The organism is Rhizobium sp. 32-5/1 (genome assembly GCF_029537235.1).
Taxonomy (GTDB): domain Bacteria; phylum Pseudomonadota; class Alphaproteobacteria; order Rhizobiales; family Rhizobiaceae; genus Pararhizobium.
The window spans coordinates 3311892-3336374 of sequence record NZ_CP120638.1 but is presented as its reverse complement, the minus strand read 5'-3'; the positions used below and the strand labels follow the sequence as shown (position 1 = coordinate 3336374).

Here is a 24483-nt window from a genome sequence, read left to right as displayed (position 1 = left end):
AGGGGGTAAAATTTCCTCAGACACTGCCCTTTAAACACCCCTCAAGCCGCCAGCGCCACCGCAACCGCCTTGCGGATATCCGGCAGTGTAAATGGCTTAGACACGACGTCGATGACCTTGCCGGAAAGATTGTCGGCCCGCTCGCGCTGCTCGGCATAGCCGGTCATCAGCAGGATTTTCAGCGCCGGAAAGGCGGCGGATGCCTTGAGGGCGAGCTCGATGCCGTCCATGACGGGCATGCGGATATCGGAGAGCAGCAGGTCAAAACTCTGGTCGTGGAGCTGCGCCAAACCATCGGCGCCATCGGCCGCCTCGACTGTTTCATGACCGTCCAGTTGCAGCGCCCGGGCAACGAAACGGCGCAGGCTGTCCTCATCTTCGGTAATCAGGATCTTTGCCATCATGGCTCCCGTCAGCATCGTGCGCTCCGATAGCGGCACGTCATGGGGGCCAAGAAACCAGTTCTTCGTTTGCTTTTCGTAAACGGCCGGCGGTTTGATCTGACGGGTCAGCCGGTCGTGACGGTGCCGCTGATCAGGCAGCGTCGCCAGTTACGATCCCCACGAAGGGCAGTTCGCGGAAGGCATAGGCGACGTCCATGCCATAGCCGACGACAAAATAATCCGGGCATTCGAAGCCGACATAATCTGCCTCGAGCTCGGTGCTGCGCTTCACCTTCTTGTCCAGCAGGACGGCGATGGTCACCGTGCGGGCGCCGCGCTCATACATCAGCTCCTTGGCGAAACGCAGCGTGCGGCCGGATTCCAGAATGTCGTCGATCAGGAGCACGTCGCGGTCGTGCACATCGCTGTCGATATCCTTGATGATCTTCACACCCTGCGACACCGTTCCGGTGCCATAGCTCGACAGGGTGATGAACTCGACCTCGGGCGCAAGCCCGGTCGTGTGCATGGCGCGGATGAGGTCGGCGGCGAAAATGAACGAGCCCTTCAGCACCGCGATCACCAGCAGATCGTGGTTCGGTCCCTTCGCGATCTGCTGCGCCATTTCGATGTTGCGGGCCGCAATCGTCTCGGCGGTATAAAGCGGATCGATGTTTTTTCCACGCACGACGGGCATAAGGACTTCTCCGGAATCTCAACTCTGGGGAGGCGCTTAGCACAGTCAGGGCGCAGACACACCCGGTTGACCGAAGGAAACGGTCACGTCAGGCAGTTTTCCACCTGTGTGCAGCAGCCGTGTGGAAAAGGCACGACTTTCGCCTGCGCCCAGCGCATCGGATGCTGGCAACACGCGGCTGGCGGTCACGCGTTTTCCATTGGAGATGACATCGACCAGAATGGTCGGAACCGCCTTCGGGGCATTGGACCGGTTTTCGACCGTGCCGAAGACGGACAGCACCTTCATGCCGTTCGCCTCATTGACGGCGGTTTTGACATCCGCCAGCACCAGCGGCGGCGAGGGAACAGCCACGGCACCGCCCGGCAGGCCGATGAAGAACACGAAGGTCGAGGCGCCAATGCCGGCGACCAGCGCCGCGAAGGTTTTCGGCGAGGCCATCTGCAGCATGGTTTCGAGACCAAGCAGCGCCCGCATCGGCAAGGATGGAGCCATCGTCGTGGACGCGCTGTCGCGGATAGTCGTGCGACTGTTATCGTTGAACACCGGATAGGGACCGCGCCGGGTCACCGTCGGCACAATCTCGAACTCGACATCGACGACGTCCAGCGACCGGGACGTTGAGGATTTTGCAACAGAACGCGGCGTGCGCTCCGGCGGCAGGAGATCGACGGAGGCCGCAGCATCCTTGCTGTTGAACCGGAAAGCGTGCATCGCCTCTCCTTGCCGCAGACGGGCCCAAGCCCGCGCGATGTCCCGAACTCCGGATAGCCAGAATCGGGGCATTGAAACAAATCTTGCCGAGACGTAAACCTAAATGGTTAATGCTTCGGAAAGAGCGCCCTCAAAGCGGCGTGTTTTCATGGAAAATTAACGCCTGTTTAACCATGTTGGAACGGCATTCGCGCTTGCGCGGTGAGCCGGCCGGAATGGCCGTATAAGAAAATCGACAAGAGAAACTGGGCTGGCCCGTTGATTCATTTTGAAAATGTCGGATTGCGCTATGGAATGGGACCGGAAATTCTCCGCGACCTCACGTTTGATATTCCGCGCAAGTCGTTCCAGTTCCTGACCGGCCCGTCCGGCGCCGGCAAGACCACGCTGCTCAAGCTGCTGTTCCTGTCGCTGCAGCCGACCCGCGGCCTGATCCGCATGTTTGACCGCAATATCTCCGCCATTCCGCGCGAGGAGTTTCCGATGCTGCGCCGCCGCGTCGGCATCGTCTTTCAGGATTTCCGCCTGCTCGATCACCTGACCACCTACGAGAACGTCGCGCTTCCGCTACGCGTCCGCGGTAAGGAGGAGCATACCTACCGCTCGGATGTCCTGGAACTCCTGAACTGGGTGGGTCTCGGTGAGCGCATCAATGTGCTTCCACCGGTGCTTTCCGGCGGGGAAAAGCAGCGCGCCGCTATTGCCCGCGCGTTGATCGACCGCCCGGAAATCCTGCTCGCCGACGAGCCGACCGGCAATGTCGACCCGCCGATGGCGCGACGCCTGCTCAATCTGTTCATGGAACTGAACCGGCTCGGCACTGCCGTCGTCATCGCCACGCATGATCTTTCGCTGATGGATCAGGTCGAGGCCCGCCGCATGATCCTGTCGCAGGGGCGGCTCGATATCTATGAGTAAGGCCCCTCCCCCAAACGCCAGGCGGCAGAGCCGGCCGATCCCTCCCGCAAGACCGCGCTACGCGTGCGGCCGACAGCACCGATCGTGCCTTCCACCAATGTCTCCGGCAATGCGCTGATGCTGGTGATCGCCATCATGTCGTTCCTCGCCTGCCTGACGCTCGGTGCCGTCAGCATGGTGCGGGCGACGGCCGAAAGCTGGCAGAGCCAGATCTCGCGCGAAATCACCGTGCAGATCAAACCCGATGAAAAGCTTGATATGGACAAGGCGCTTGCCGATGCGCGCGATCTTGCCCTCACCTTCGACGGCACGACGGCCGGCAATATCGTCGACAAGGAAGCCACCGCCCGGCTGCTCGAACCCTGGCTTGGCGAAGGTCTCGATCTCGACGAACTGCCCGTTCCGCGCCTCGTCATCATCACCATCGACGAACGCAATCCGCCCGACTTTGCCGCCATGCGCAAGGCGCTGACGGAGGCGATCCCGCAGGCCTATCTCGACGACCACAGGACCTGGGTCGACCGGCTGATCGCCATGGCGCATACGACGGCGCTGATCGGCACCGGTGTGCTGGTGCTCGTCTTCTCGGCCATGGTGCTGACCGTGATCTTTGCCACCCGCGGCACGCTTTCGGGCAACCGCCATATCGTCGAGGTTCTGCATTTCGTCGGTGCGGAAGCCAGTTTCGTGGCATCCGAATTCCAGAAGCATTTCCTGAAGATCAGCCTGAAAGGCGCTGGCGCAGGCGGGTTGCTGGCAGCTCTCTGCTTTGCGGCAGCGAGCTTCTGGCAGGCAAGGGCGCTGGCCACACCGCAAAGCGACCAGGCGACCGCATTGTTCGGCACGTTTGCGATCGGCTGGATGGGCTATCTCGGCATCGCCGCAATCATGATCGTCATCGCGCTTTTGACAACGCTGACCGCGCGTTACACCGTGATGCGGACGATCTATGAAATCGACCTGATCCGATCCGATCCGGCGCGAACAGACACGCACCAGAATTAGCCGCCATGCTGGAATTCGCCATGATGATCGTCCAGACTCGAATCAGCCCTCTTTCGCAATCGCTCTGCGAGGGGTTGCCACGACGGCTGGCTGAACGCACGGAAACGGCATGACGGAAGGACAGGAAAACATTGGTTTTGCCCGCAGGCGCAGGGGCCCCATGCGCCGCTTCGTGCGGCTGATCTTCTATGTGCTGTTGATCTGCATCGGGATCATGGCCGCCGGCTTCCTGTATTTCGCTGATGAGGTGGCTTCGCTGCAGCCGCCCGCCGCGCCCGTCGCCGATGCGATCGTCGTTTTGACCGGCGGCTTCCAGCGCATCGACCAGGCCGTCGATCTTCTCAAATCCGGCGCCGGCAAGCGCCTGCTGATCTCCGGCGTTCATCCGACGACAACCGGCACCCAGATCCGCCGCAACACGCAGAGCTCCGCTGACCTGTTCAAATGCTGCGTCGATATCGGCCATGACGCGATCGATACGATCGGCAATGCCAACGAGACGGCCAACTGGATCCGGGACAATGGCTATGAGAGCATCCTTGTCGTCACCAACAATTATCATATGCCGCGCAGCCTGCTCGAATTGCGCCGGGCCAATCCGCATATCAGTTTCATCGCCTATCCGGTCGTCAATTCCGACCTAAAGAGCCAGAACTGGCTGCGCAACCCGACGACGCTGCGAACCATCCTGTCGGAATACGCGAAATATTCCATCGCCTATATCAGGGACTGGATCGGTGCGCGGACACCGAGCGGCCTGCGGACAGAGCAGGGCACCATCCCGCCTGCTGACCAATAAAGCGGACAAACATAAGGTCCGCCGGAACAGCAGTTTTCCTTGTCGTAATATTCGTGTACGCAGCGTTCGTCCCTATTCTGCGAAAGCCCTCGCTTATGATCATCCTGCGTTCCGTGCTCTTCAACATCGTCTTCTACGCCAATCTGATCCTGCAGATGATCGTGCTGACGCCGTTCTACTTCCTGGTGTCGCGCAAGACTGCGCTGGTCGTGCCGAAGAACTGGGCGCGCAGCAATCACTGGCTTCTGGAAAAGATGGTGGGCACGACCTTCGAAATCGAGGGACTCGAGAATATCCCCGAAGGCGGTTACATCTTCGCGCCGAAACACCAGTCCTTCTGGGACGTCTTTGCGCTCCTGCCGTGGCTGAGCGACTTCTTTTCATCCTCAAGCGCGAACTCATGTGGATTCCGCTGTTCGGCTGGTATGTGCAGAAACAACGCATGGTACCTGTCGATCGCGGCGCCCGCGGCAGGGTCATGACAGCAGTGATGAACCGCGCCAAGGAAGAGATGGCCGCTGGCCGTCAATTGATCATCTACCCCGAAGGCACCCGCCGCCCGCCTGGCTCGCCGCCGGAGTATAAATACGGCATTGCCCGTCTCTACCGCGATCTCGACGTGCCCGTCGTGCCCGTTGCCATGCACCCCGGCCTGTTCTGGCCGCGCCGCAAGTTCCTGCGGTATCCCGGCCATTTCAAGGTGCGCATCCTGCCCGCCATCCCAGCCGGTCTCGATCCGGATGAGTTTCTGCAGAGGCTGGTCGATGTGACGGAAGCGGCGAGCGATGCGCTGCTGATCGAAACGGTACGGAACAATCCGCACCTGCCCCTGCCACCAACCGCCGTGCAGCGGCTGAAGGAACTCGGCTTTCAGCGCTGATACGGTTTCCGGTTGATCATACCGGCAACCGTAGGAATTATCGTCTGCGGAAGAAGGCTGGCCACCTCTTCCAGCCAATGATCGCGAATGCCCATTTCCTTGAGATGCGACAGCGTATTCAAGACATAATCGGGATTCGCTCCCGATTTCCCCTCGGCACCGGCAACGATAGCTGCGGCCTCCTCCACCGATAGTGCACCGGCATACTGGATATGGGCGCGGTCGATGACGTAGGTCAGCGCCGCGGTTCGACGACCATCGGCCAGAAGAACCGGCATGCTGCGTTCCTTGTAGACATGCGTGACCAGTTCACGCTCGCGCAGATAGGCGACGACGTCTTCCTTAAGATCAGGCGCGACGCGAAACGCCATGCCCCGGCAGGATCCGCCATGATCGAGCCCCAGCACCAGACCGGGTTTTTCCTGGGTTCCGCGATGCACCCACGAGCGGACGCACAGCGAGCGCCGATAGCCGAATGCTCGGGCCGTCATTTTCTCTTGATATTCAAAGCCCGGGTTCCACATCAGGGAACCGTAGCCAAAGACCCAAAAATCGTCCATATCCACTGCCATTCACAAAAAGGCCGCGCCTATCCGCCAGTTTATCGCGGTTGCTTCAATACTGCCAAAGCCCGCCAGCCTGGCGGAATCGCCAGTAAGCGCAAAACAGACCTTATGCCACTTGTCCGCGGGCGCGAAAGCATCCTGACAAGCGAAACTCTTGGAGAACTGCATGACAGCCACTGATACCGCCGCCTCGCCGGCAAGCCGGAAGATCTGGCGGCTGGCCATCGGCATCGTGGTCGTCATCCTGCTTTACACGGGCGCCTGGTTTTTCGCGGCACATCAGATCAAGACCCGGCTCTCAGCCTTCCTGGAAAGCGGAACAGCGACCGGCTTTTCGGCGGAGTGCGACAGCATGGATGTGCGCGGCTTCCCGTTCCGGATCGGCGTCTTCTGCGATAACGTGCGGATCGACGACACGCGCGCTGCCGCTTCCGGTTCTTTCGGAGCCCTACGGACCGCAGCGCAGGTCTACATGCCGGGCCACGCCATCGTCGAACTGGACGGGCCCGCCGAAATCCGGGTCTCGCCCGGCCTTTCGATGTCGGCAGACTGGGCGCTGATGCATGCAAGCCTCAAGGCCACTCTTGATGGCCTCGACCGAACCTCGATCGCCTCCGACAAGCTCGCGGGCACCCTGCTGATGACAGGCACCGGCGAGAGCCTCGCCTTTGCCAGCGAGCACAGCGAAGTCCACATGCGCCGCAACGGCCCCGATCTGGATGCCGCCTATTCCGTTTCAGGCCTCGATATCAAGGCCGGCTCAAGCCAGAGCCTGCTTCCCCATCAAAGCCAGCATCGACATGACGCTGGTGGACAAGGCGAACCTGCTGGACGCCGGCCAAGCGGCACCGGATGCGCTCTACAACAGCAAGGGCGAAATGCGCAACCTGACGCTCGATCTCGGCAACGGCATGCTAGGCACCATCACCGGCCCGTTCAGCGTCGACGGCGAGGGCTTCATCTCCGGGGAATTCAGCGTGACCCTGAAGAACATCGAGGGCTGGCGCCAGAACCTGACGAAGGCATTTCCGGACGAGGACAGCACCATCCTCATCAACAACATCGCCAACATGCTGAAGGCACTCGCCGACGGAAAAAACGAATCGACCGTCAAACTCAACGTCCGCGACGGCACCGCGTTTCTGGCCTTCATCCCGATCGGCGTGCTGCCGCAGTTGTGAAGCGGCCTTAACGCACATTTGGGACGTCTCATGCGCCCTGCACGGCTCTTATCCGTCTTGCCGTGCTCAACGTTTTCAGGGATGGTATAAGTTGCCGTTGACGAGTAAGAGTGTGAGAATGAAAACGGACTCTTCGCAGTTGCGGCGTATCAACATCTGGATAAGAAATTTCGTTCTGCTTGTGAGCGGCGCGATTATCGGCTTCGGTGTTTCGCCTCAAGTCGCGAGAATCATCGGTCCAGTCTTCTGGTAGAATAACAGCCGTGTCAAAACCATGAACCGTCAGGGATTTCAGGACGTTCCAAGGCCGAGCAAGGCCTGGCTCGCGGGACACCGTATTGGCCTCGCCATAGTTTTTTATTGCGGTTCATCATTGGCGCAGCAGTAGGTGTGATTACGATAATACTCTGCGCTTATGCTTACATGACGTGGCTGCACTTTACGCGATAATCAGAAACAATCTCAAATTTCATTCCGTTTTCGGACTTTTGGATGCCGGCGAGGGCAAGCCGGGGGCAAGAGATTGGCAACGACTTGCTTCCAAAATTCTGATCTCACATAATAATGCGGTCCAACGGAATTCAAGCCATGAAATCTGCGAAGATCAACCTCTACCGCAACTTCCCCGACACACCCATGAGTGGGCGTGCGGGTGCGAGATATTATGGCTGGGTTCAACGTACCAACGACAGCGGGCAACCGAAAAGCCCCGAAAGAGTTGATCATCCCTTCCTTGAGCAAAGGAAATCTTGGTGCCTGCTATCGGTGCATTTCAACGGCGTAGATCTTCGTTTTGCAATGATCGAGGAACTCGACTTGTTTCTCACTGTCATGTCGAGAAATCCATTGCCGTCAGGATATTCTTTGGTTCCAGATTGTGCAATCGGTCGCCCGTCAAGGCATTGGCTGGCACGCTTACCAAAGCAAGCGAAGCCTTGGAAGTTTCGGAAGGCACTATGTGATTTCCTTCGAGAAAACACGACGGTGTTGGCCTTCCGCGCATTCTACGAAAGAAATCCCGTTAAGTTCGACTTTGAGAGCGTCGATGATTCTTACTCCGCAGCTAGGGACAAATGGAAATTGGCAGTAGATGCACAGCGCAAAGGGCGCGCTGTCCGCTCGACGGCTTGATTGCAGAAATCCCGGCTAAAGCCAGAATCCAACATCCCGATGTCATGTACTGCCGGCACAAAGGAGGCGGCCGTGAAGATGCTTATATTGAAAGTTTCCGATCACGAGTCAGAGCGACTGACTAAGATCTTAGCCGCAGCGCAAACCTCCTCGTGGACCAGTTTCAAATCCCTCAGTGACGATGCATTTTTAAACGAAAATGCAATGAGAGACCAATTTGAGGAGTCGTCAAAAATAATTCGTGAATGGAATTACGAATGGGATTTGAAGGTCGGTATTACTCAAGAAAAAAGGCGAAAGGATGCTTTTTTCACAGCTAATACCTGCGACAACAGCTAATCAGCCCCTCATTTTGATCATGAAAAGCACAACTGCGACAGCAAATAGCCGTATAAGCATTTGGGCATTTTATCAAAATGTGGATTTCTCAAAGATCTAACCGCCAGAGAACATTCACACGTTTTAGGCGAAACGAGAGTTCTGGCGTATGCCAGCCGTCTACTTCTTCTCTTCCATCGCATGCCGCCCGAAGTCGGCCTTGTCGGTGTCCTGGCCGGCCTGGACGATGGAGCGGCGGATGGCGCGGGTGCGGGTGAAGAGATCGAACAGCTTGTCGCCGTCGCCCCATCGAATCGCCCGCTGCAGATAGGCAAGGTCCTCGGAAAACCGCGCCAGCATTTCAAGGATCGCGTCCTTGTTGTGCAGGCAGACGTCGCGCCACATGGTCGGGTCGGAAGCTGCTAGACGGGTGAAATCACGAAAGCCGGAAGCCGAATACTTGATCACTTCCGATTCGGTCACCGCCTCCAGATCATCAGCCGTGCCGACGATATTGTAGGCGATGATGTGCGGCAGGTGCGAGACGATCGCCAGCACCTTGTCGTGATGCTCCGGATCCATCTCGTCGACCATCGAGCCGAGCGCTTCCCAGAAGACACGCAGCTTCGCCTTGGCGGCATCGTCCGTACCGGGCGGCGGCGTCAGGATGCACCAGCGCCCTTGGAACAGGCCGATAAACCCGGCATCCGGGCCGGAATATTCGGTGCCGGCGATCGGATGGCCGGGAATGAAATGCACGCCATCGGGCATATGCGGTTTCATCTGCGCGATCACCGACGCTTTGGTCGAGCCGACATCGGTGACGATGGCGCCGGATTTCAGATGGGCGGCGATTTCGGCAGCAACGCTTCCCGATGCCCCAACCGGCACGGAAACGATGACGAGATCGGCATCCTTCACGGCGTCGGCGCTTGATGTCGTATAGCGATCACCCAGCCCCAGTTCTTCGGCCCGTTTCAACGTGGCTTCGCTGCGGGTCGAAACGACGATGGAACCGGCAAGACCCTTGTGGCGAATTTCCCGGGCGATCGACGATCCGATGAGCCCGATGCCGATCAGCGCAATGGTTTCAAACTGCTTGGCCATCACCGGCGTCCCATGAATTCGGTGAGTGCTGCAATCACGCCTTCATTGGCCTCGGCCGAGCCGATCGTCATGCGCAGCGCGTTCGGGAAACCATAGCCACGCACGGCGCGCAGGATGAAGCCCCGGCTTGTCAGGAAATCATCGGCATCGGCCGCGCGCTTTCCTTCGGTCTCCGGAAAATGAATGAGCACGAAATTGGTGACCGATGGCGTGACCGTCAGGCCGATGGACGACAGGGCGCCCGTGACCTTGCCGAGCCAGAGCAGGTTGTGATCAACCGCCGTCGCGGCAAAGGCCTGGTCGCGGATTGCGGCGGCACCGGCGGCAATGGCCGGACCATTCATGTTGAACGGCCCGCGCACCCGGTTCAGCGCATCGATGATCGGCAGCGGCGCATACATCCAGCCGATGCGCAGCGCGGCCAGTCCGTGGATCTTCGAAAAGGTCCGCGTCATCACAACGTTCTGGTTGGAAGACACAAGTTCGAGGCCGGCCTCGTAGTCGTTGCGACGGACATATTCGGCATAGGCAGCATCGAGAACGAGGATGACGTTCTTCGGCAGCCCGGCCTGCAGGCGGCGAATTTCGCTGACCGGCACATAGGTGCCCGTCGGGTTGGCCGGATTGGCCAGAAACACGATTTTGGTGCGCGGTGTTACCGCTGCGAGGATCGCGTCGACATCGACATGGCAATCCTTTTCCTTGACGACAACAGGCGTGGCGCCGGCGCCCATGATCTGGATCTTGTAGACGAGAAAGCCATGCTCGGTGATGATGCCTTCGTCGCCATCACCGAGATAGACGTGGCAGAGAAGGCCAAGCAGTTCGTCCGAACCATTGCCGCACATCAGGTTGGCTGTGTTCAGGCCGAAGACGGAACCGATCGCCTCGCGCAATTGCATGGCCAGGCCATCCGGATAGATTTCAAGCTTGCCCGCCGCCTTCTGGAAGGCCTCGATTGCCTTTGGGCTCGGGCCGAGCGGCGTTTCGTTGGATGACAGCTTGTAGACCTTGGCAACCCCCGGCGCATGCTCCTTGCCCGGCACGTAAGCGGCAATATCAAGGATACCGGGACGTGGAAGGGGCGAGAGATTTTCGGTGTTCATGGGCTCGGCTTTCGGGGACAAGGCAAAGACTGGAAACGAGCATCAGCCATTAAAGAGGAACGCCGATTTTGTCGAGGGCGCGGGATGCGGCAAGGATGCGCAGAACCAGATCAAAGCGGCCTGCTGGATGCTTTTCCCGCGTCGTCGGCACGCCCTGCGGCGCAAGAACCGGCACGAAGACGCGGCGGGAAGCCCGTGCAGCGACCGGAAGACCCTGGTACAGCCGCTTCTGCGCCTCGACGATGATCACGCCTGAGAACATCGGCCAGAGCGAACGACCGATGCGCTCGAAGCCGCGCCGCAGCTTCAGCACCGTCTTCAGCTTCGAGGGCGGGAAGAACAGCGCGTCGGCAGAGGCGCCAGGCGTGAAATTGGTCTCGCGCAAGAGCGCGGTCAGTTGTCCGCGCGAATAGGGCCGGCCCGAGCCGAAGGGCGTGTGTTCCATTCGGGCCCAAACCCCGCGCCGGTTGGGCACGACGATCACCAGCCTGCCGCCGGGTGCCAGCACCCGCCACAGTTCCTTCATCGTCTCGCGCGGATTTTCGGCGAATTCCAGCGCATGCACCATCAAAACCCGATCGATCGAGGAATCCGGCAAGGGAAGCTCTTCGTCGAAGATCAGCGCTGTCGAGGACAGTTCAGCCACCGGCCAGTTCACGGCGCCCTGCCCCGCCGGCATGAAGGCGAAGGTGCGTTCCGTGTCGGCCCGGAAGCGCTCGAGATAGGGCACGGCATAGCCGAGGCCCACCAGCCGCTCCTCCGGCAACTTCGCCCAGAGCGACGAAAGCGCCATGGTGATCGACTGTTCGGCGAAGCGTCCGAGGCGGGAATGATAGAACTGGCGGAGATCGACGATATCTGCGTGCATGTGCCTATGTTAGTCGGGAACGGCTGGACTTCAAGGCGCGGCCGACTACATTCACGCCACAGGCCCGTCCGACACGCCCACAGGCATCATTTCCAGGAATTCCAATGGCTAAGCTCGATCTCGAACTCTTCCTCTGTCGCACCGACAATTTCGGCGTGCTGATCCATGACCCCGTGAGCGGCGAGACGGCTTCGATCGATGCCCCGGAAGAAGCACCGATTCTGGACGTCCTGGAGCGGCGCGGCTGGACGCTGACGCAGATCTTCACGACGCACCATCACCAGGACCATGTGGCGGCCAATCTGGCGCTCAAGGACCGGTTTGGCGCCACCATAACCGGCCCCGTGCACGAGGCGGACAAAATTCCGGGAATCGACAGGAAGGTCGGCGACGGCGACCAGTTCGATTTTGCCGGCCACCCCGTGAATGTCTTCGAAACGCCCGGCCACACGGCAGGCCATATCTGCTTTCACTTGCCGGACGACAAGCTCCTCTTTGCCGCCGATACTTTGTTTGCGCTTGGATGCGGCCGTCTCTTCGAAGGCACGCCCGCCGATATGTGGACATCGCTCCAGAAACTGATGGCGCTGCCGGATGATACGGCGGTTTATTTCGGTCACGAATATACGCTGAGCAATGCCCGCTTCGCGCTGACCATCGATCCGCAAAACTCCGACCTCACGATCCGGGTCGCGGAAATCGAGACGGCACGCGCGGAGGGACGGTTTACCGCGCCGACGACCATCGGCCTTGAAAAACAGACAAGCCCGTTCCTGCGTCCCAAGGATGCCGGCATTCGCGCCCATCTCAACATGCTCTCGGCGACGGACGCGGAAGTCTTTGCTGAAATCCGCAAACGCAAGGATCATTTCTGATGGACGTCCAACTGCCGCTGTCGGCGCGCGCGATCATAGAGACGCTGAAGATGGAACGGCATCCGGAGGGCGGCTGGTACATCCAGACCTTCAAGGACACAGCCGGCGGCCCGCGCGGCCATTCGACCGCCATCTACTATCTCTTGGAACGCGGCGAACGCTCGCACTGGCACCGGGTGCGCGATGCAGCCGAGGTCTGGCATTTTTATGCCGGTTCGCCGCTGGAACTGAAGATCGTGGAAGACAGCAAGACGGAACAGGCGTTCAAGCTCGGCTCGAACATTCTGCTTGGGGAAATGCCGCAGATCGTCGTGCCTGCGAACTGGTGGCAATCGGCAAGCTCACTCGGCGCCTGGACGCTGGTCGGCTGTACGGTCTCGCCCGGCTTCGACTTTTCAGCCTTTGAAATGGCGCCGCCAGACTGGCAGCCTCCGAAGGAATAAACCTATTCGGCCGGCGTGGCTTGCCTCTCGCGACGGCCGAAGATCATGTCGCGCGCGGCCAGCACGGCACCGCCGGTGACGAACAGGCAGGCAAGTGCGATCCGAAGCGACGGCTCGGCGAAACCGAACAGGATCAGCACCAGCGTAGAAAGCACAGGGGCTGCATAGCTGGCGACACCGAGAATCTGGATGTCGCCGTTCTTGACCCCGTAATCCCAGGCATAGAACGCAGCTCCCACGGGCAGCAAGCCAAGACCGGCAATGGCGATCCATTCGGTCGCGGATTGCGGCCAGACCGTCGTCTCAAGCCCGAGATGGCAGAGAAACGACAAAGCGGCCGTTGCCATGCAGAAACCGGTGACGACGTCGGTCGAAACGGCTTCAAAACGCCGCGTCACCAATGAATAGCTGGACCAGGTGAAAGCGCAGGCGAGCGCCGCGCCATAGCCGAGCGCGTAGGCGTTGTCGAACTCGACGCCATTGCGCGCGACGATCATCACAGTTCCCAGCAGGCCGCAAATGGCGCCAGCAATATGATACCAGCGCAGCTTTTCACCCGGCAAAAGCGCCGAGCCGACGACGATTAGCAGCGGCCAGAGAGAGGAGATCAGCCCGGCCTCGACGGCAGGCGCGTTTCGCAAGGCGGTGAAATACAGGAAGTGATAGCCGAACAGGCCGGCAATGCCGACGATCCAGACCTTGGCCGGCTGCTTCAGGAGCGCCAGTCGTTCCGGCCGAAAGGCCAGGACAATCAGCCCCGGCAGGCTGCCGATGGAAAAGCAGATGGCTGACAGCTGGAACGGCGGCATCTTGCCGGAGGCGGCCGTAAACAGCGCCAGAAGCGACCACATGAGGATCGCCGAAAAGCCGATCAGCGTTGCCTTGAGTTTCATTGCGCCTGCCCCCGGTCACGCCGGATATCGGCGCCGTTTAATCGATCAGCCGCCAAAACGGGTGGCGGAAACCGTGACCGGGCCGAGCTTGGTCGGGATCCGGACATAGACCGGAGCATATACATCCACCGCTTCGGCCTTGGCAAACCAGATTTCCATCGATGCCAACCGGCGCAGATATTCGACATCGTCGCGCCCCTTTCGGAAACCGGATTTCGGCACGAACTGCACGCCGCAGACGATGACGTCGCCCTCGAAGCCATCGGTCTTGAAGGGTCGCGTTCCCTTGGCCGAAAGCTTGAGGTCGACGCGCGATTCGCCGTCAAAGATGGGGAGTGTCTTGGGGCAGACCTTGGTCTTGGCCGGAAAAATCAGCCCGGACAGCGGATCGAGCACATTGCGCATATCGCCCGGCTTGACCGGAATCCAGTTCTTGGGGATCAGCCGCTTCGGCGTCATGGTGGCGGATGTGACATTGCCGTTGCGGAACTGGACATCGATGTCCCGGCCTTTTTCCCGGTCTTGTAGGACACGGAATATTCCGAAGCGCGCAGCTTGTCCTCCTGTACGACACCGGAAACGCGGGTACGCCCCGACGTGCTGCTGATGACATCGGCGAGCCCTGCCGAATTCAGCGTGCCGGAGATCGTATAACGACCGTCGGTGAGTTCGGTATGGAAGGAGGCCCTTGCAATCGGGAAACCGGAAAGGGAAATATTGTAGTCCGTCTTGTGTTCCACATCCGCGGCAGACGCGTGAGTTGTGGAAAACACCCCTGAGGCCAGCAACAGAAGCGCAACAGACCCATTTCGCACGTTCATTCTGATTCCCATCGCGTTCGGCAGCATCAAACCTGAATAATCGGCGTTTACGGCGATTCTACGCCTCAATCCCGCGCAAGTCCTAGCTTATGACATGCCGAAACGGAACTGCCTGGAAAGCCGTGATCATGGGTGAGAAATGTTGTTTCTAGGCGGTTTATCCCTGGGAAACCCGGTTTTTCCGCCAGAAGTTTTCGCTGGCGGGAAAGGTTTGGCTTGACGTGCCGTCCGTCTCTGACTATAGAACCGCAACTTTCCAATCATGGCCAACGGAATGCGGCCTGGGCTTTTAGCCCGCCAACGCATTGACCGGAAGCGAAAAGAAAATAGGTGCATCATGTCCCGTAGTTGCGAATTGACCGGCAAGGGCGTCCAGTCGGGCAACAATGTGAGCCACGCAAACAACAAGACCAAGCGCAAGTTCCTTCCGAACCTGTGCCAGGTCACGTTGATTTCCGACGCTCTCGGCCAGCGTTACCGTCTGCGCGTTTCGGCTGCGGCCCTGCGTTCGGTCGAACATCGCGGCGGCCTCGACGCCTTCCTCGTCAAGGCAGACGAAGCCGAGCTTTCGCAGCGCGCTCGCCTGCTGCGTCGCCAGATCGTCAAGAAGACAGCTGAAGCTGTCGCTGCCTGATCAGCACGCAAGGATAACGTTTTGAAGGCTTGCCTGGGCAACCGGTGAGCCTTTTTCTCGTATGATTTTTACTGAAAACCGTTTCGCAGGCATCGCGGGTCATCGACCCAGGCGTGAATGCGGGACTATATCCCTCCAACTGGTGGCATCACCCAGGATAAAAAATGCTGACGAACCGCACGTTCTTTGTCTATGTCGCGATGATGACCCTCGTGGTCGTCGCCTCCAATTTCCTCGTCCAGTATCCCCTGCCCGGCAGCATTGCCGGCATGCAACTGGGTGACCTGTTGACCTGGGGTGCCTTCAGCTACCCGGTCGCCTTCCTCGTCACCGACCTCACCAACCGCCAGTTCGGCCCGCAGGTCGCGCGCAAAGTCGTGGTCGCCGGCTTTGCCGTTGCCATCGTGCTGTCGTTCCTTGTTGCCACGCCGCGTATCGCGATCGCGTCGGGTTCAGCTTTCCTGCTTGGCCAGTTCCTCGATATTTCGCTTTTCAACAAGCTGCGGGCACAGAGCTGGTGGCGGGCGCCGCTGGTTGGCTCGCTGGTCGGCTCGCTGCTCGATACGACCATCTTCTTTCTGTCGCCTTCGCCGCCATCTTCGTGTTCATCGGCCCGAATGACGGTTTTGCGCTCGAAAACGCGCCGCTGCTCGGCCTGCTCTCGACCGAGGCGCCACGCTGGATCTCCTGGGCACTCGGTGACCTGATCGTCAAGATCATCGTCGGCATCGCGTTGCTACTGCCCTACGGGGCGCTGATGAGCGTGATCAAGCCGATGCCGGGCGTGAAGGCATCGGCGTAAGCCCGATTTCCGACAACAACAAAGGCGGCGTCCATCCGGATCGCCGCCTTTATCGTTTCCGATCAACGGATGATCACGCCCGCTCTTCCCAAACCTTCGCAAGTTCCACCAGCGTCTTCACCGCACTCTCCATGTCCTGACGGCTCACCCATTCCAACGGCGAGTGAAAAGCATGGCCGCCGGCGAAGAGGTTGGGGCATGGCAGCCCCATGAAGGACAGGCGCGAGCCGTCCGTGCCACCGCGGATGCTGCCGCGCACCGGCACGAGGCCGGCCCGGCGCACCGCTTCCATGGCGTTGTCCATGATTTCCGGATGCCGGTCGAGCACGACCTTCATGTTGCGATATTGCTGCTTGACCGTGAACGTGTAGGACGAGCCGTGAAAGCCAGTCATCACATCCTTGACGATCGCCTCCAGCATGGCTTCCTTGCTCGCAAGCCCCGCATCGTCGAAATCGCGGATGATGAGGCCGAGGTTGGCCTTCTCCATCGAACCGCTGACGCTGACCGGATGGACAAAACCCTGCTTGCCCTCGGTGGTCTCCGGCGCGACATCCTTCGGCAGGCGATCGATGATGGCGCCGGCGATCTTGATGGCATTTTCCATCCTGTCCTTGGCAAAGCCCGGATGGATGGCAACGCCCTGGATCGTTATCTCGACGCCATCCGCCGAAAACGTCTCGTCCTCGATATGGCCGGCCGTTTCGCCATCGACGGTATAGGCGAATTGGGCACCGAGCTTTTTCAGATCGACCTTGTCAACACCACGACCGATCTCCTCGTCGGCGGTGAAGAGGATCTTGATCTCGCCATGCCGGATATCCGGGTTGTCGATGAGGAATTGCGCCGCCGTCATGATCTCGGCCACGCCTGCCTTGTCGTCGGCGCCAAGCAGCGTCGTGCCATCGGTGGTGACGATGTCGTTGCCGATCTGGTCGAGCAGGGCCGGATGATCGCCGACGCGGATGATCTGCTGCGGGTCGCCGGGAAGCTGGATATCGCCCCCGCGATAATCGCGGATGATCTGCGGCTTGACGTTGGTTCCGGTAAAATCCGGCGCCGTATCGACATGCGAGCAAAAGCAGATGACCGGCACTGATTTTTCGGTATTCGACGGAATGGTCGCATAAACATAGCCATGTTCGTCGAGATGGGCATCGGACAGGCCCATGGCGCGCAGTTCGAAAGCCAGCAGGCGGCTGAGATCTTTCTGCTTTTCCGTGGAAGGCTGTGTTTTCGACGCTGCGTCCGACTGTGTATCGATGACGACATAACGCAGGAAACGATCGAGAACGGTGTCAGTCATTGTATTCTCCTGCCGCAGCCTATCGCGTGCGTTCACTGAACCAGCCGGAATTCCAGCATCAAGTTGCGTTCAAGGATCGAATGATTGTCGTCGGAAACGATGATGATGCGGATCTCACCATTTGGGAGTGACACGACATCCAAGCCTTCCATATTGTCGATCTGGTAGCGCATGTCAGCGGAGAGGATCACCGGTCCGTCGACCACCGCACCCGCCTTGATCGTATCGCCCGGAATGCGGCGGATCTGCATGCCGAGGCCCTGGGCAAAGCTGAAGCGGCGCTCCAGCAACAGCAAGTCGCCGTTCGGCAGAAAGGCCCCGTCGGTAATCGCAAAAGGATCGTTCTGGGCGACGCCGAAGTTCCCCTTCAGCGGACCATCGATAACGGCAGCCAAGAGGTGATTGGCCCTGTCGAAGCTGAGTTCGGAAACGATAACGACAGCGCCGTCGAGCGGACTGCCGGCGGGGAAACGGCAATCGTCTCAAGACCCCGGTTGCCACGCAAGGCGCCTTGCGGAATGAGGATTGGCAGGCTGGCAATCGGCTTGGCCTGCGCAAAGCCCGGATCGGGATAGACATCGACCCGGTGATGCTGCTCGAAGCTGACCAGAGCCTGCCCATTGCGAAGCGCGAGCCCCTCCGAATCCATCAATTGCTTGACCCGCTCCGACCGCCCCTCACCGTCCATCATCGATGTGACGGTCACATCACCCAGACCAGATAAACGACCTTGCGCATCGCGCGTCACCGATCCCTCCAGCCAGTGTCCGGTGTCAAGCACGGCCACGAAGGACTTGGCATCCGCCCGAAAGCGGATCGACGAGACCGCGCCCAGCAGGGGATTGGACGACGACAGTTCAAGGCCGCCGACAAATTCGAGGTCGCCGAAACGCTTCTCGTCGGAGCCGATCTTGAAATTGGCGATCTGCCGGCTGACGACCGGGACCGCTTCGCTCTGCGGTGGCGATGCCGCCAAGGGAGCAGGCATGGCAAGCCAGGAACAGAAAAGAACGGCAAGAGCGGAACGGATTTTCAAAATGGCGTCTTTCTATGACTGGCCAAGGCAATATGTTCCGTTGACAACGACCAGTTCCGCAAAGAACGCCCAACCGCGGCTACGATCAGGCGCGCCGGCGGCCCTGTGGCTTGCGGCGGCGGGTTTCATCCTCGAACAGCGAAGCCAGTTGTTCCGTCATGGCACCGGCCAGTTCGTCAGCGTCAACGATCGTCACAGCCTTGCGATAGTAGCGCGTCACATCGTGGCCGATGCCGATGGCCAGCAGTTCGACCGGTGAGCGCGTCTCGATCTGCTCGATCACGGCGCGCAGGTGCCGCTCCAGGTAATTGCCCGGATTGACGGAAAGCGTCGAATCGTCGACCGGCGCGCCATCCGAAATCATCATCAGGATGCGGCGCTGCTCGGGCCGCGCCAGAAGCCGGTTATGCGCCCAGATCAGCGCCTCGCCGTCGATGTTTTCCTTGAGCAGGCCTTCGCGCATCATCAGGCCGAGATTGCGCCGCGCCCGCCGCCAGGGTGCGTCCGCCGACTTGTAGATGATGTGGCGCAGGTCGTTCAGCCGGCCTGGCGTCTGCGGCTTGCCGCTGGCGAGCCATTGCTCACGCGCCTGACCGCCCTTCCAGGCCTTGGTGGTGAAGCCGAGGATTTCGACCTTGACGCCACAGCGCTCGAGCGTGCGCGCGAGAATGTCGGCGCAGGTGGCAGCCACCGTGATCGGCCGGCCGCGCATTGAGCCGGAATTGTCGATCAGCAGCGTCACCACCGTATCGCGGAAATTCGTGTCTTTCTCCCGCTTGAAGGACAGCGGCTGCATCGGGTCGATGATCATGCGCGTCAACCGCGCCGAATCGAGATAACCCTCTTCGAGGTCGAATTCCCAAGACCGGTTCTGCTGTGCCATCAGGCGGCGCTGCATGCGGTTGGCAAGCCGGCCGACTGCGCCCTGCAAGTGCGCCAGTTGCTTGTCGAGGAAGGCACGAAGCCGATCAAGCTCCGCCTCGTCGCAAAGCTCCTCGGAGGTGATGATCTCGTCAAAGGCTTCGGTGAAGACCGAATAATCGACCTTCTCGTTGAAATCGGAGAACGGGCTGTTTGGGCGCTTGGCCTCGCCGGGGGTCTCGCTGTCGTCGTCACCTTCGTCCTGCAGGTCTTCGTCGGAAATCTCCGCGCCGTCCATCTCGCCTTCGTCCATCTGTTCGTCGGCGGATTCGTTCTCGTCTGCGGGGGCAGCATCTGAGCCGGCATCCTCGTCGGAGCTGTTCTCGTTCTCCTCCTGGCTGCGCGGCTGGTCTTCGTCGGTCTGGCTTTCCTGGTCATCCGGCTCGACCTCGTCATCGCCGTATTTCTCGGCCACGTCCATGGATGACAGCATGTTGCGAACGACCCGTGCAAAAGCCTGCTGGTCGTTGATTGTCGCCGACAGATTGCTCATATCGCCGGCGGCCTTGTCCTCGATGAAATCGCGCCAGAGATCGAGAACCCGGCCGGCAGATGCCGGTGGCTTCTGCCCCGTCAGCTTTTCGCGGACGATCAGCGCCACGGCCTCTTCCAGGGGTGCATCGGCCTGCCGGTCGATGGCGGCGAAATTGGCACGAGCGTATTTGTCGTCGAGCATGGTTGTGAGGTTCGCGGCAACACCGCTCATGCGGATCGAGCCTATCGCTTCGACACGCGCCTGCTCGACAGCATCGAAGATCGCCCGCGCATCCGCCCCCTGCGGCGACATGGTGGCATGGATGCGCATGTCGTGGCATGCCTTGCGCAGCGCCATGGAATCGCCGAGACCACGGGTGACCGACAATTCCTGCCGTGTCGGGCGCTTGGAGATTTCCGGCAACCGCACGCGCTCGCCTGCAAGCCCCGGACGTTCGTTTGCGAAGACGACCTCGACCTCCGGATCACCGGCGATCGAGCGGATGCAGCCCGTTAGCGCGCGGCGAAACGGCTCCACGTCCACGGCCCCGCCGGGTCTCGGCTTGGAATTGTCGCCACGCCCTGCCATCGGTTACGCCGTCGCTTCGAGAACGATGTTGGCAGCACTTTCCTTGAGTTCGACGCCGAAGGCGCGCTGGTAGTGCTCTGCTACCAGGGTCCGCTCGAGTTCGTCGCACTTGTTGAGGAAGGTGACGCGGAAGGCAAAGGCGATGTCACCGAAGATATGGGCGTTTTCCGCCCAGGTGATGACCGTGCGCGGGCTCATGACGGTCGATAGATCGCCATTGACGAAGGCGGCACGCGTCAGATCGGCAACGCGCACCATCTTGGAGACCGTGTCGCGGCCCTTGTCCTTGGTGAAGCCCTTGACCTTGGCGGCGACGATATCGACTTCGTTGTCATGCGGCAGGTAATTCAGCGTGGTGACGATCGACCAGCGGTCCATCTGCGCCTGGTTGATCTGCTGCGTGCCATGATAGAGGCCGGTCGTATCGCCGAGACCAACGGTGTTGGCCGTCGCGAACAGACGGAAGGCCGGGTGCGGCCTGATGACGCGGCTCTGATCGAGCAAGGTCAGACGACCCGAGGATTCGAGTACGCGCTGGATGACGAACATCACGTCCGGGCGGCCGGCATCGTATTCGTCGAAAACGAGCGCGACATTGTGCTGGTAGGCCCAGGGCAGGATACCGTCCTTGAATTCGGTGACCTGCATGCCGTCCTTGACGACAATCGCGTCCTTGCCGACGAGATCGATACGGCTGACATGGCTGTCAAGGTTGACACGCACGCAAGGCCAATTCAGCCGGGCAGCAACCTGCTCGATATGGGTGGACTTGCCCGTGCCGTGATAACCGGACACCATGACGCGGCGGTTATGGGCGAAACCGGCAAGAATGGCGAGCGTCGTCTCGCGATCGAACAGGTAGTCCGGGTCGAAATCCGGAACATAGGCGTCCCCCTTGGAATAGGCGGGCACGCGGATATCGGAATCAATGCCGAAAACCTCGCGAACAGACACAGTCGTATCGGGAAGGTTGGAAATATCGAGGTCTACCTTGCTCATCATGTCTCCAGCGCGGGAACCAGACTGCTCCCGTAAAATCGTCTTTGAAAGCGTGGACGTTCAAGGTGGGTCGCTTGAACGCGGGATGCTTCAGGGGAAGGGTATTAAAGTGCGTTCCTAGCAGAAGCCAGCCTGTTTTAACAATTGATATGCCTGGATCACGGCGCGAAAACGATCTTCCGATCCCCTGTCTCCGCCATTTGCATCGGGGTGATGCTTTTTTACAAGCTCCTTGTAGGCCGTCTTGACGTCCGTTGCCGTTGCATTGGCATGCAGGCCGAGTGTTTCGAAAGCCTGGGCTTCCAGCGTCTTTAGCTTGCGGGCACGTGGTTCCTGGCGCGGCGCGCGGGCGCGTGCCTGATCGACGAAGCCGAAGGGATCGCGCATGCGGGCCTGGGCGCCGGCGCTTCCTGAGCGCTGCTGCGATTGCGCAGGGCCATTCTTGGCATTCTTGTTGACGCCAAGCGTCCAGGTCGGGCGATGGCCGGTCAGGGCCTCCTTCTGGTAGCGGGCGATTTCGTTGTCGGACAGACCGGAGAAATAGTTGTAGCCCTTGTTGTATTCCTTCACATGCTCGAAGCAGAACATGAAATACTGGTTCTCGGCATTGCGCCCGACCGGGGCCTTATGGACAGCATTCTCCTCGCAGCCGTCCCACTGGCACGTGGGCGCCATCGGCTCCGGCTTCTGGCTCGGACGTCGCTTTGTCCGGATGCCGTCAAAATATTTTGAATCAAGTTTCATGGCGCTAATTATGGGACGTGGCGAGCGCCACAACAAGAATTGACAAACCGGAATGTTGCAGGCTTTGTGAAGCTATTTTGCGCCGCGCAAAACGCAGCCCGAAACGTGCATTTCGGTCGATGGCCGGTTGTCCGGAAAAGCCAGAGAAACGGGGCCAAAACATGTCTCTCCAGAGCCGAATTGAAACCAAATTGACGCAGGCCTTTTCACCGGATCGCTTGATCGTGCTGAACGAGAGCCATCTGCATGCCGGTCATCATCCCGATATCGACGGGAAAGGTGAAACCCACATGCGTGTGCGCATCGTCTCGAACGCCTTTGCCGGCATGAGCCGCATTGCCCGCCACCGTGCCATCAACGATGTCCTGAAGGCGGAGATAGATGCCGGATTGCATGCGCTGGCGCTGGAGCCGGCTGTTCCCGGGAAACAACCCGCTGGTAACAGACTGGTCATAGTGATCGGCAAGACAGTGATATAATTCGATTGACTGAATTGACGATCAATAAAACAGCCATACTCTCCGTTGCCGAGACGATAACGGATATGGGCGTCCGCCACGTCAATTTTTACTTCGATCCATTGCAGTCTTATCTTTTCATCGGAAACGCAGGCCGAAGGTCGATCCAGACCGCAGACCTGGTTGAGGGCTTTTGCCATGTTGAACGGGCTTAACCTGATTACGATATTCTTTGCCACGGTTCTTTCGATAGCGCAGGCGCACGCTGCGACGCCGCCGGGCAAACGCGTCGCGCTGGTCATCGGAAACAGCGCCTATCAACATTCCGTACCGCTTCCAAACCCCAAGAACGATGCGCAACTGATCGGCGAAACCTTGCGTCTTGCCGGCTTCTCGGTCATCAGCGGCTTCGACCTCAGCAAATCGGCCATGCTCGATATCGTCGATAAATTCACCGAGGAAGCCTATGATGCAGACACGGCACTGGTCTTCTATGCCGGCCACGGTCTGCAAGTGAACGGTCAGAACTATCTCGTGCCTGTTGATGCCAATCTCGAGAAGGCGGCACAACTCCAGACCCGGACCATCCCGATCGACAAGCTGCTGGCAGCCCTGCCGCCGGCCCCCGCCGTCAACATCGTCGTGCTCGATGCTTGCCGGGACAATCCGCTCGGTCGCTCGCTTGCGGCATCGCTACCGGCCGGCCGCTCGATGGGTGTCAGCAAGGGCCTGGCGTCCGTTCAGACCAACAGCGTGACCGGCGGCGGTCTGCTGATCGCCTATGCGACCGATCCAGGTGCCATTGCCGGCGACGGAACGGACAACCACAGCCCCTATACCGCCGCTCTCGCGCGGCATCTGACAACGCCCGGCCTGGAGATCCAGAGCGCGCTGACGCGCGTCCGGGCAGACGTCTCTGAAGCCACGCGCGGCAACCAGAACCCCTGGCACAACGCGTCTCTGTCCCGCGAAGTCTTCCTTGGTGGTGAACCGACGGCCAAAGCCGCTTCTGCCGTCACCGCCGATACGATGGGCCTGCCGACCATCCCGGCTGCGGACAATACAGCCATCGACTGGACGATCGAACAGAAGCTGTGGGATGAGGCATCCAAGCGCAACACCGTCGCGCATTACGAACTCTATCTTGCAAAATACCCGAACGGCAATTTCTCGACGCTCGCCAACCTCAACCTCGACCAGTTGAAGGCACAGAAGACCGAAGTCGCGTCAGTCGATCCGACCCCTGGTGAGGCAACGGCCTTCGCTTCAACCTCCCGTACGGCTGTCGCCATGCCCGAGGACATCAAATTGGTGCCCGGAACGCCGGACACCGAAACCATGATCAACCTCGACAAGGCCGGCCGCATCGATCTGCAATTGCGCCTGGGCGCGCTCGGCCATGTGACCGGCGGCGCCGACGGCGCGCTCGGTGCCAAATCGCGCATGGCCATCGGTGCCTGGCAGCGGCAGAGCGGCATGATCGAGACGACCTACCTGACACCCCAGCAACATCTGTTCTTGATCGTCCAGACCGATCCGATGATGGCGCAGGTCCGGGCGCGCTACGAGACCGACAAGGCTGCCGCCGCAAAAGCGGCGCTGCGCAGATCGCAAACAACGACCGACAAGGCGACTCCGACAAACCAGAAACCCGTCCGGCGGACAAACAACAATCGGGAAGGAACGCTTGAAGGCCCGGTCGAAAGCAACAACAATGACGAAATGACGCCTGCGGGCGCTGCCTTCACCGGCGCCTTGCTCGGCGGCGCACTGGGCGGGATTTTGAGCAACCGTTGAGGCCCGACGGGATATTTT

24 protein-coding genes and 5 pseudogenes are annotated in these 24483 nt (G+C 60.0%); 14 read left to right on the top strand and 15 right to left on the bottom strand.

Annotated elements, in window-relative coordinates:
• Window positions 1-41: 41 nt before the first annotated feature.
• The 3 genes from P6U16_RS16780 to P6U16_RS16770 form a co-directional block, all read right to left on the bottom strand.
• Window positions 42-401 carry a response regulator gene (locus P6U16_RS16780; RefSeq protein WP_158475563.1) on the bottom strand — a complete coding sequence of 120 codons (360 nt, stop codon included), beginning with the start codon at window positions 399-401 and terminating at the stop codon, window positions 42-44.
• A gap of 133 nt (window positions 402-534) precedes the next feature.
• Complete coding sequence (gene hpt / locus P6U16_RS16775) at window positions 535-1080, bottom strand: hypoxanthine phosphoribosyltransferase (protein WP_277701472.1); 546 nt, start codon at window positions 1078-1080, stop codon at window positions 535-537.
• 45 nt (window positions 1081-1125) lie between these two features.
• A complete protein-coding gene (locus P6U16_RS16770; RefSeq protein WP_277701471.1) occupies window positions 1126-1794 on the bottom strand; it encodes a hypothetical protein in 669 nt (222 codons plus the stop codon).
• A 258-nt stretch (window positions 1795-2052) separates the two neighbouring features.
• Between P6U16_RS16770 and ftsE the strand changes: the two genes are divergently transcribed.
• From ftsE to P6U16_RS16750, 4 genes and pseudogenes are all read left to right on the top strand, one after another.
• A complete protein-coding gene (gene ftsE / locus P6U16_RS16765) occupies window positions 2053-2712 on the top strand; it encodes a cell division ATP-binding protein FtsE (protein WP_277701470.1) in 660 nt (219 codons plus the stop codon).
• A 117-nt stretch (window positions 2713-2829) separates the two neighbouring features.
• Window positions 2830-3717, top strand: coding sequence for an ABC transporter permease (locus P6U16_RS16760; RefSeq protein ID WP_277703884.1), 888 nt, complete (start codon window positions 2830-2832; stop codon window positions 3715-3717).
• A 109-nt stretch (window positions 3718-3826) separates the two neighbouring features.
• Window positions 3827-4516 (top strand): YdcF family protein, encoded by a 690-nt coding sequence (locus tag P6U16_RS16755; protein ID WP_277701469.1) that lies wholly within the window; start codon window positions 3827-3829, stop codon window positions 4514-4516.
• A 95-nt stretch (window positions 4517-4611) separates the two neighbouring features.
• Window positions 4612-5396: pseudogene (locus P6U16_RS16750) on the top strand (1-acyl-sn-glycerol-3-phosphate acyltransferase).
• Here P6U16_RS16750 and P6U16_RS16745 read toward each other — a convergent pair.
• Window positions 5387-5968 carry a gamma-glutamylcyclotransferase gene (locus P6U16_RS16745; protein WP_277701468.1) on the bottom strand — a complete coding sequence of 194 codons (582 nt, stop codon included), beginning with the start codon at window positions 5966-5968 and terminating at the stop codon, window positions 5387-5389. The pseudogene P6U16_RS16750 and the gene P6U16_RS16745 overlap by 10 nt on opposite strands.
• The gene (locus P6U16_RS16740; RefSeq protein ID WP_277701467.1) at window positions 5969-6193 is read right to left on the bottom strand and encodes a hypothetical protein; all 225 of its coding nucleotides are present in this window, start codon (window positions 6191-6193) and stop codon (window positions 5969-5971) included.
• On the opposite strand from P6U16_RS16740, the pseudogene P6U16_RS16735 reads away from it, so the two are divergent.
• The 4 genes and pseudogenes from P6U16_RS16735 to P6U16_RS16720 form a co-directional block, all read left to right on the top strand.
• A pseudogene (locus tag P6U16_RS16735) lies at window positions 6129-6698 on the top strand (DUF2125 domain-containing protein); the annotation flags it as partial. The gene P6U16_RS16740 and the pseudogene P6U16_RS16735 overlap by 65 nt on opposite strands.
• Before the next feature lie 64 nt (window positions 6699-6762).
• Window positions 6763-7143 (top strand): DUF2125 domain-containing protein, encoded by a 381-nt coding sequence (locus tag P6U16_RS16730; RefSeq protein WP_277701466.1) that lies wholly within the window; start codon window positions 6763-6765, stop codon window positions 7141-7143.
• Window positions 7144-7731: 588 nt separating this feature from the next.
• Window positions 7732-8274: a hypothetical protein gene (locus P6U16_RS16725; protein ID WP_277701465.1), complete on the top strand. Its 543-nt coding sequence runs from the start codon at window positions 7732-7734 to the stop codon at window positions 8272-8274.
• Between the two features lie 72 nt (window positions 8275-8346).
• The gene (locus tag P6U16_RS16720) at window positions 8347-8613 is read left to right on the top strand and encodes a hypothetical protein (RefSeq protein WP_277701464.1); all 267 of its coding nucleotides are present in this window, start codon (window positions 8347-8349) and stop codon (window positions 8611-8613) included.
• A 159-nt stretch (window positions 8614-8772) separates the two neighbouring features.
• Here P6U16_RS16720 and P6U16_RS16715 read toward each other — a convergent pair whose 3' ends face one another.
• The 3 genes from P6U16_RS16715 to P6U16_RS16705 are packed head-to-tail and all read right to left on the bottom strand — an operon-like array spanning window position 8773 to window position 11673.
• The gene (locus P6U16_RS16715; protein WP_277701463.1) at window positions 8773-9699 is read right to left on the bottom strand and encodes a prephenate/arogenate dehydrogenase family protein; all 927 of its coding nucleotides are present in this window, start codon (window positions 9697-9699) and stop codon (window positions 8773-8775) included.
• Window positions 9699-10805: a histidinol-phosphate transaminase gene (locus tag P6U16_RS16710; protein ID WP_277701462.1), complete on the bottom strand. Its 1107-nt coding sequence runs from the start codon at window positions 10803-10805 to the stop codon at window positions 9699-9701. The genes P6U16_RS16715 and P6U16_RS16710 overlap by 1 nt, the downstream gene beginning before the upstream one ends.
• Window positions 10806-10854: 49 nt before the next feature.
• Complete coding sequence (locus P6U16_RS16705; RefSeq protein ID WP_277701461.1) at window positions 10855-11673, bottom strand: class I SAM-dependent methyltransferase; 819 nt, start codon at window positions 11671-11673, stop codon at window positions 10855-10857.
• Between the two features lie 104 nt (window positions 11674-11777).
• Here P6U16_RS16705 and gloB point away from each other — a divergent pair, with 104 nt between their 5' ends.
• Window positions 11778-12548: a hydroxyacylglutathione hydrolase gene (gene gloB / locus P6U16_RS16700; RefSeq protein ID WP_277701460.1), complete on the top strand. Its 771-nt coding sequence runs from the start codon at window positions 11778-11780 to the stop codon at window positions 12546-12548.
• On the top strand, window positions 12548-12991 hold the full coding sequence (locus P6U16_RS16695) for a cupin domain-containing protein (RefSeq protein ID WP_277701459.1): 444 nt from the start codon (window positions 12548-12550) through the stop codon (window positions 12989-12991). Before gloB ends, P6U16_RS16695 begins: the two co-directional genes overlap by 1 nt.
• A 2-nt stretch (window positions 12992-12993) precedes the next feature.
• On the opposite strand, the gene P6U16_RS16690 is transcribed toward P6U16_RS16695, so the two are convergent.
• On the bottom strand, window positions 12994-13884 hold the full coding sequence (locus P6U16_RS16690; protein ID WP_277701458.1) for an EamA family transporter: 891 nt from the start codon (window positions 13882-13884) through the stop codon (window positions 12994-12996).
• Between the two features lie 45 nt (window positions 13885-13929).
• Window positions 13930-14717 (bottom strand): annotated as a pseudogene (locus tag P6U16_RS16685) (DUF3108 domain-containing protein).
• Window positions 14718-15042: 325 nt separating this feature from the next.
• Between P6U16_RS16685 and rpmB the strand changes: the two are divergent.
• Both rpmB and P6U16_RS16675 read left to right on the top strand, forming a co-directional pair.
• On the top strand, window positions 15043-15339 hold the full coding sequence (gene rpmB, locus P6U16_RS16680) for a 50S ribosomal protein L28 (RefSeq protein ID WP_071834939.1): 297 nt from the start codon (window positions 15043-15045) through the stop codon (window positions 15337-15339).
• 164 nt (window positions 15340-15503) lie between these two features.
• Window positions 15504-16141, top strand: a pseudogene (locus P6U16_RS16675) (queuosine precursor transporter).
• Window positions 16142-16214: 73 nt separating this feature from the next.
• Here P6U16_RS16675 and pepT read toward each other — a convergent pair.
• The 5 genes and pseudogenes from pepT to P6U16_RS16650 form a co-directional block, all read right to left on the bottom strand.
• Window positions 16215-17447, bottom strand: coding sequence for a peptidase T (gene pepT, locus P6U16_RS16670; protein WP_277701457.1), 1233 nt, complete (start codon window positions 17445-17447; stop codon window positions 16215-16217).
• A 32-nt stretch (window positions 17448-17479) separates the two neighbouring features.
• Window positions 17480-18435: pseudogene (locus P6U16_RS16665) on the bottom strand (esterase-like activity of phytase family protein).
• A gap of 133 nt (window positions 18436-18568) precedes the next feature.
• Complete coding sequence (gene cobT, locus P6U16_RS16660; protein WP_277701456.1) at window positions 18569-20467, bottom strand: cobaltochelatase subunit CobT; 1899 nt, start codon at window positions 20465-20467, stop codon at window positions 18569-18571.
• A gap of 3 nt (window positions 20468-20470) precedes the next feature.
• The gene (cobS, locus tag P6U16_RS16655; protein ID WP_277703883.1) at window positions 20471-21466 is read right to left on the bottom strand and encodes a cobaltochelatase subunit CobS; all 996 of its coding nucleotides are present in this window, start codon (window positions 21464-21466) and stop codon (window positions 20471-20473) included.
• A 117-nt stretch (window positions 21467-21583) separates the two neighbouring features.
• Window positions 21584-22219 (bottom strand): DnaJ domain-containing protein, encoded by a 636-nt coding sequence (locus tag P6U16_RS16650; RefSeq protein WP_277703882.1) that lies wholly within the window; start codon window positions 22217-22219, stop codon window positions 21584-21586.
• Window positions 22220-22371: 152 nt separating this feature from the next.
• Here P6U16_RS16650 and P6U16_RS16645 point away from each other — a divergent pair, with 152 nt between their 5' ends.
• Window positions 22372-22689, top strand: a complete 318-nt coding sequence (locus P6U16_RS16645) for a BolA family protein (protein WP_277703881.1) — start codon at window positions 22372-22374, stop codon at window positions 22687-22689.
• Between the two features lie 177 nt (window positions 22690-22866).
• Window positions 22867-24465, top strand: a complete 1599-nt coding sequence (locus tag P6U16_RS16640) for a caspase domain-containing protein (protein WP_277701455.1) — start codon at window positions 22867-22869, stop codon at window positions 24463-24465.
• Window positions 24466-24483 lie beyond the last annotated feature (18 nt).